The organism is Hydrogenophaga sp. Root209 (assembly GCF_001428625.1).
GTDB lineage: Bacteria > Pseudomonadota > Gammaproteobacteria > Burkholderiales > Burkholderiaceae_C > Hydrogenophaga.
The window spans coordinates 1-5,781 of record NZ_LMIE01000019.1 but is presented as its reverse complement, the minus strand read 5'-3'; the positions used below and the strand labels follow the sequence as shown (position 1 = coordinate 5,781).

Annotated in this window: 3 protein-coding genes and 4 pseudogenes; 3 read left to right on the top strand and 4 right to left on the bottom strand. The window is 60.2% G+C overall.

What is annotated here, in order from left to right:
* Positions 1 to 213, top strand: a 213-nt coding sequence (locus ASE11_RS26600; protein WP_235501267.1) for a hypothetical protein, incomplete at its 5' end; no start/stop codon positions are given.
* 155 nt (positions 214 to 368) lie between these two features.
* Positions 369 to 542: pseudogene (locus ASE11_RS25825) on the top strand (transposase); the annotation flags it as partial.
* Between the two features lie 30 nt (positions 543 to 572).
* Here the strand turns inward: ASE11_RS25825 and ASE11_RS25820 are convergent.
* On the bottom strand, positions 573 to 2,030 hold the full coding sequence (locus ASE11_RS25820; protein WP_156406325.1) for an alpha/beta fold hydrolase: 1,458 nt from the start codon (positions 2,028 to 2,030) through the stop codon (positions 573 to 575).
* Between the two features lie 191 nt (positions 2,031 to 2,221).
* Here ASE11_RS25820 and ASE11_RS11460 point away from each other — a divergent pair.
* A pseudogene (locus ASE11_RS11460) lies at positions 2,222 to 3,082 on the top strand (IS630 family transposase); the annotation flags it as partial.
* A gap of 198 nt (positions 3,083 to 3,280) precedes the next feature.
* On the opposite strand, the pseudogene ASE11_RS11455 reads toward ASE11_RS11460, so the two are convergent.
* From ASE11_RS11455 to ASE11_RS11445, 3 genes and pseudogenes are all read right to left on the bottom strand, one after another.
* Positions 3,281 to 3,652 (bottom strand): annotated as a pseudogene (locus tag ASE11_RS11455) (IS91 family transposase); the annotation flags it as partial.
* A gap of 195 nt (positions 3,653 to 3,847) precedes the next feature.
* A complete protein-coding gene (locus ASE11_RS11450) occupies positions 3,848 to 5,395 on the bottom strand; it encodes an IS91-like element ISPps1 family transposase (RefSeq protein WP_011117152.1) in 1,548 nt (515 codons plus the stop codon).
* Positions 5,396 to 5,503: 108 nt separating this feature from the next.
* Positions 5,504 to 5,692, bottom strand: a pseudogene (locus tag ASE11_RS11445) (dihydrolipoyl dehydrogenase); the annotation flags it as partial.
* Positions 5,693 to 5,781: the final 89 nt, after the last annotated feature.

Sequence of the window (5,781 nt, the reverse complement as noted above, 5' to 3'; positions counted from 1 at the left end):
TGCGGCCCAATTGACGGTAGCGGGGACATCGGCGGCAGCCTGACGCCACAGATCGGCGATCCGGCGCTGCACCATAAGGATCAACTGGTCTGTGGTGGCTGCCTGATGGTTCCCTGGTTTTCGCCGCTTCTGGTCAGACATGCGAAAAGGTTGAACCTTATGCATTCGTATCAGTGCTCAGGCCGGGCCGCCGGCTTTGATCGCATCGTGTAGGCCTTCTCAGTCCGGGAGAGTGTCGAGGATCCGAGGCCGCTACCACGGCATTCTCGATGGACATCTGCGTCCGGCCTATGCGGTGTCCGAGGCGGCATGTAATCAATGTGCGCTGCGTCACGCGTGCGATCGTCCGGGTGAACCGCCCCGGGGCGGTTCACTACCTGCAGCAATGGTTCGCGCCGAGCGACCCGGCGATGGAGCAGTCTCTGCACAACATCCCCGTGTTCCGCCAGTTCGCCGCGCTGAGGGCCGTGGCGCGGTTGCTGGACGAGACGACGATCCTTCGGTTCCGCCACCTGCTTGAGAAGCAGGGCCTGGCAACCGAAAGGTGCCATTGCGGGCACCTGTCTCGCGGTTTAGAGGCCGCCCGCAGGATTGTTCTGTGGCCGGTTCGCCCGAGCTGGCTCGTATGGCACAAACGCGGGCACCGATGCGGGTATGAGAGCTTTGGCCCTAGCGTTCATTCCGGCTGGACTGACATCAGGCCAAACCCCAGTGTTGATCCGAGTCAAGACTGTCTCAATCGCCGCAGCTGACTCTGAAGGCTCGAACGTACAGTGCCCCGCACGGTCAACAATCGTCGTTCTGTAGAGACTCACATCTCCACCATTGGCCTGCATCTTCTGAACATACGAATCGATGATGTTTGGAGGCACCACGTTATCTCCTGTTGTATGCATCCGCAAGGAAGGTATCTTGGGTGTGCCGTGGACTGTTCGTCCCGGCCCGTTCCAGAACGCCGAGGCGGCGGGTTCCGCCTGTACACGGGTCGCGTCCCGCAGTGTTGCAAGATCGGCCTGGAGATTGAGTCCATTTGTCGAGTAAAGCGATAGCACCAGACGCCCGACTGCCGGCTCGGCGCGGGCCAGAAGTTGGGAGTAGTCGATGCCCGCATTCCAAGAGAGTTGCCGAACTGCCGGAGATGTCCCTGCATGCTCAAACATGAATCGAGACTGTCCTCCAGGTTGGGCGGCGTTGAGAAGCACAGTGTCGAAGACTGCACTTTGAAGCGCACCGAGATCGAAGGGATCTGGCTGAGCTCGTGTGGCATTGCTCCACACCGGCCACTGGCCTACTGCAGCAGCAAGCGCAATCCTAGCCCGACCTTCCTGGCTCTGCTGAGCTAGCGTGAGAGCGGCGCGCCATTTTGCAGATTGATCTGCTACGGAAGCAAGATCGGAGAAGCCGACGACCTGCAATTCTGATGCGATCAGCGTCTTCAGCACGAACCACCCATCCAACATCATGTTCATGAGTGGTACCGGCTCATGAGCGCACCCTACAACAACGCCATCAACCTTCTCGGGATAGCGCTCGGCAAAATTTAGAGCAACGAAGCCGCCGCCCGAGTGTCCATACTGGATCACCTTCGTAGGCTTCCCATAGCGCGCGTTGAACATGTCGATGACCGAGATCAGCTCTTGCTGCTCTCGATCCGGATCATAGTTAAAGTTTCTTTGCGGATTTCGACCGGTACCCGAAAGCGCGTAGCCTCGCTGCAACCAGTAGCAACTCCGCGCGCCGTCCTTAGCGGGAACATAGTCAAGGTCGTTGATCAACAAGCCGTTCCAGCCTGTTGGCCGACGCATGCTCCACGGCGACCCGTTTGCAAAGGCGCCCTCGGCCTCCACATAGGTAACGGTCCCATTGCATCCTGTCACTACAACTTCCTGCTGTGTCGGCGGACCATCAGCGTCCTTGACGCTTACGCCGCACGCCGTTAGTACAGCTGCCGCTATCACGCCGACGAGGCGCCTCGATTGACAACTGATAGATCCGATTGCCCTCACCTGCCGGTTTGGTTCACTTTTCATGTGGTCTCCTTTTTACATGTTGGTCGGCGCCCGCTAACAGTCGAAAACGAAATCTACCCACTGCGAGCCTCAGGTGCATAGTTTGCCACCTAAGGAAAATAATATTAGGTAACTAATCTTGTGTCAACGGGAGTTATAGACTCGGCATAATTTATTCATCAACTTTTGTTGATGACCTGACTCCAAAGTTCATGGAAAAAGAAGATGCACGCAAGCAGTCGCGGGAAGTGCTGCAAGAACGGCGCAAGCAAGTTATCCGTTTGCATCGAAAAGGTGTTGGCGTGATGCAGATCGTGGAGCAAACCGGGCTGAGTTGGTCTGGTGTCAACGCTGCACTGCGCCTGTTCGAGCAAGGCGGAGCGGCTGCACTCAAGCCCCACGCCAGGGGCAAGAAGCCCGGTAGTGGACGCAGCCTGACTCCTGAGCAAGAGCGCGCCATTCGAATGACCATCATCGACAAACGCCCCGAGCAGATCAAGATGGAGTTTGCGCTTTGGAGCCGGCCCGCCGTGCGCGAACTCATCGAACGCGACCTGGGGCTGAAACTATCTGTGCGTTCAGTGGGCGACTATCTGGCACGTTGGGGTTTTACGCCGCAAAAGCCGATCAAGAAAGCTTACGAACAGCGACCTGAGGCCGTCAAGGCGTGGCTCGAAGATGAATACCCTGCCATTGAAGCCAGGGCCAAGCGTGAAGGCGCAGAGATCCATTGGGGCGATGAAACAGCCCTGGTCAACACGGATGTGCGTGGCAGAAGTTACGCGCCCACCGGTCAAACACCGGTGACGCGGGCAGTGGGTGGAACACGGCAAAAGCTTTCGATGATTGCCACCGTCACGAACCAGGGTAAGACGCGCTGGATGATCATTGATGAGGCGTTCAATGCCGACAAGCTGATCGAGTTTATGCAGGCCTTGATCAAGGACGCGCAGGGCAAGAAGATCTTCCTGATTCTTGACAACCTGAGGGTGCACCACAGCAAGCCGGTCAAAGAGTGGGCGGCATTGCACAAAGAGGACATTGAGTTGTTTTACCTGCCCAGCTACAGCCCCACGGATAGGCGTTTTAACCGCATGAGGCCAAGTATCGCACCGCGGAAGCGCCATCAAGCCGGCTGAGACACTCGATTTTCCCGCCCAGGTGTCAGGTTCACCACCAGGGTTTGGCGTTCAGGAGAGTGATTTGCGGCGCTCGGCGTGTACCGGGCGCAGAGCCAGTTCGCGGCAAGTCAAAATCGCCGCTTTGTTCATTCACCAACTGATGCGCTGATCGACCTCAAAGTCCGGTGCCGGTTGCGCCGCTAGGCCCCAGTCTGCTGGCTCGGTTTGCGCCCCGTCATCCATCTGCGCATCACTACAGTCATCCCACAGCGGTGGCCCGCGCGCCGGGGAGATGCGGGGTGGCTCTGAATCTGCCCCGATGTGGTCCAGGATGTGCCGGATGTCAGCGCTGTGCGTAATGAACGCGATGATGCGCATCTGCCCGCCACACAGCGGACACAAGAGGGGGAACACCTCGTAGATGCGGGCGATCAGCACCGCCCACAGGTAGTGCGCTGCACGCTTGGGCAGCACCGGCTCGCTCTGGGATGGCAGCGCGCTGCTCATCGGTACCACACCAGGCGCGCACACGGATAGGAAATTCAACCGCATGAGGCCAAGTATGGCACGAGTTTTGGGCCTCGAAACACGTTCGGCCAAGGAAGGTTGAGCGCTCGCTTGCCGCTCAATGGCAAGAGCTTGGGAGGCAGTATGCATTTGGGCCTGGCGCGCGCGCAGCTGCTTCCCCGCAGCGATGGATACCGCCGCTTCACTGGGTCACCAATTGACGCGCTGGTCTACCTCGTCGGGTTGAGCTGCCAGATCCCAATCCGGCTCGCCTTGCGCACCATCATCCACCGGCGCGTCGCAGCCCTCCCACAGCGGTGGCCCGCGTGCCGGGGTGATGTGCGGGGGGGCAGACTCCACCCCGATGTGGTTCAGGATGTGGCGGATTTCGGCGCTGTGGGTGATGAAGGCAATGATGCGCATCTGCCCACCGCACATGGGGCACAGCAGCGGAAATGCCTCGTAGATGCGGGCAATCAGCACCGCCCACAAGTAATGCGCCGCTCGCTTCGGGCGTGCTTCAGGTTCGGGTGTGGGTGTGGCCGCGTTGCCCGGCGCCGCCACCCCAGGTACGCCCGCGCCAGGTTGTGCAGTCTCCACCGTGGCTGGTTGCGACGCAGCAGGCTGAGCCAGCGCCGTTACCGCCGCTCTCAGCGGCGAGTTTGGTGCCAGCACACCAAAGTAGCGGTGCCGGTGGGTGCGTGGCGGTGGCACCAGCGCGGCGATGCGGTCGATCAGTTCCAGCGGTGTGAGGTGCAGCTCATCTGCCTTGGCACCACGCTTGTCACTGGTGGGCTCGCTGCGCTGTTTGGCACAGCGGTACACCAGTTTGCTTCCCTCTTTGCGTAGGCGCTCCATGGAAAACGGTGGACGCGCGCAATAGCGCAGCAGCCGCTCCAGCGCAGCGCGGTCGTGGGCTTCGATGCAGACACCGGCGTCCACCGAGAAGCCGCTGTGTTTGTAGCCCAGCATGTCTTTGGCGTCACAGTTCTCCAGCAGGCCCCGAGCAACGAAGGCGCGCAGGATGCGTTTTTGCAGTGTGGTCTGCACTGGGGCCACGGTAGCCGCATCGATGCCGGTGGCCGCGTGAAAGATGACACCCGGCGATGAGATTCGAGGGGTCGCATCAGCATCGCCCTCGCCCTCCACTTCCTCAAACACCCCGTCCACCACACAAACGTGGAAGTGGACGTGTTCATTGAGGCTGGAGCCGAATCGGTGAATGAAGGCGATGGCACCGATGTGCAGGCCTGCCTTGTCCATATGGGCCGCACCGGGGCTGTGGGTCTGCAGAGTTTGTGCGATCACCCGCAGAAAGATGCGCAGCACCATGCTCAGCACCGCTCCGTCGCGTTGCATGAAGTACCGCAACCTCTTGGGCACGGAGAGCACCCACTGGCGCACCGGCAGGCGGGGGAAAACGTGGTCGCTCAGGTGTGCCGCCGTCTCCACCATCCGCCGCGTGGTGCACGAGGGGCAGACTCCCCGGCCTTTGCAGGAGAAGGCTACAAAGTAGTCGTGCCCACAGTCGCCGCAGCGAGCGCGGGCAAAGCCATGGGCAAAGATGCCGCACTCAAGATACTTGGCAAACGCTTTGCGCACGAAGGGCTTGGGGGTGTGGTGGTCGCCCTGGCCGTCGAACTGACCCGCGCTGGCCAACTCTAGCCAGGTCTCGTAGTGCTCGGCTACCATTTGGTAGAGCAGCGTGCGTTCGGGGTGGCGTGGGTTGTAGAGCTTGGGCTTGGAAGTGGCTGACATGAATACTGTACAAATGCACAGTATTCTGCGGCGATTGTTTGGGTACGCAAAGCACAAGGCCCGAACCGTCGCCAGTTCGGGCCTTGTCAGGGTAGCTTGGCTGCGGACTTACTTGCGCGCAGGCGGCACATCCGTGCAGCTGCCATGCGCCACTTCCGCCGCCATGCCGATGCTCTCGCCCAGCGTCGGATGCGGGTGGATGGTCTTGCCGATGTCGACAGCGTCCGCACCCATCTCGATGGCCAGGGCGATCTCGCCGATCATGTCGCCCGCATGCGTGCCGACCATGGGGTCTCCTCGTTTTCAGTGCAATAAGTGACGGTACGAAAAGCTAGCACTGGCGCGGAGGTGGTGTTGGTAGATCGTTGATTTCATTGACTTTCCTG

What these genes read in the sequence shown, in the direction of transcription:
- ASE11_RS11450 (WP_011117152.1), bottom strand. Translation starts at nt 5,395, where the DNA reads ATGTCAGCCACTTCCAAGCCCAAGCTCTACAACCCACGCCACCCCGAA.
- ASE11_RS25820 (WP_156406325.1), bottom strand. Translation starts at nt 2,030, where the DNA reads ATGAAAAGTGAACCAAACCGGCAGGTGAGGGCAATCGGATCTATCAGT.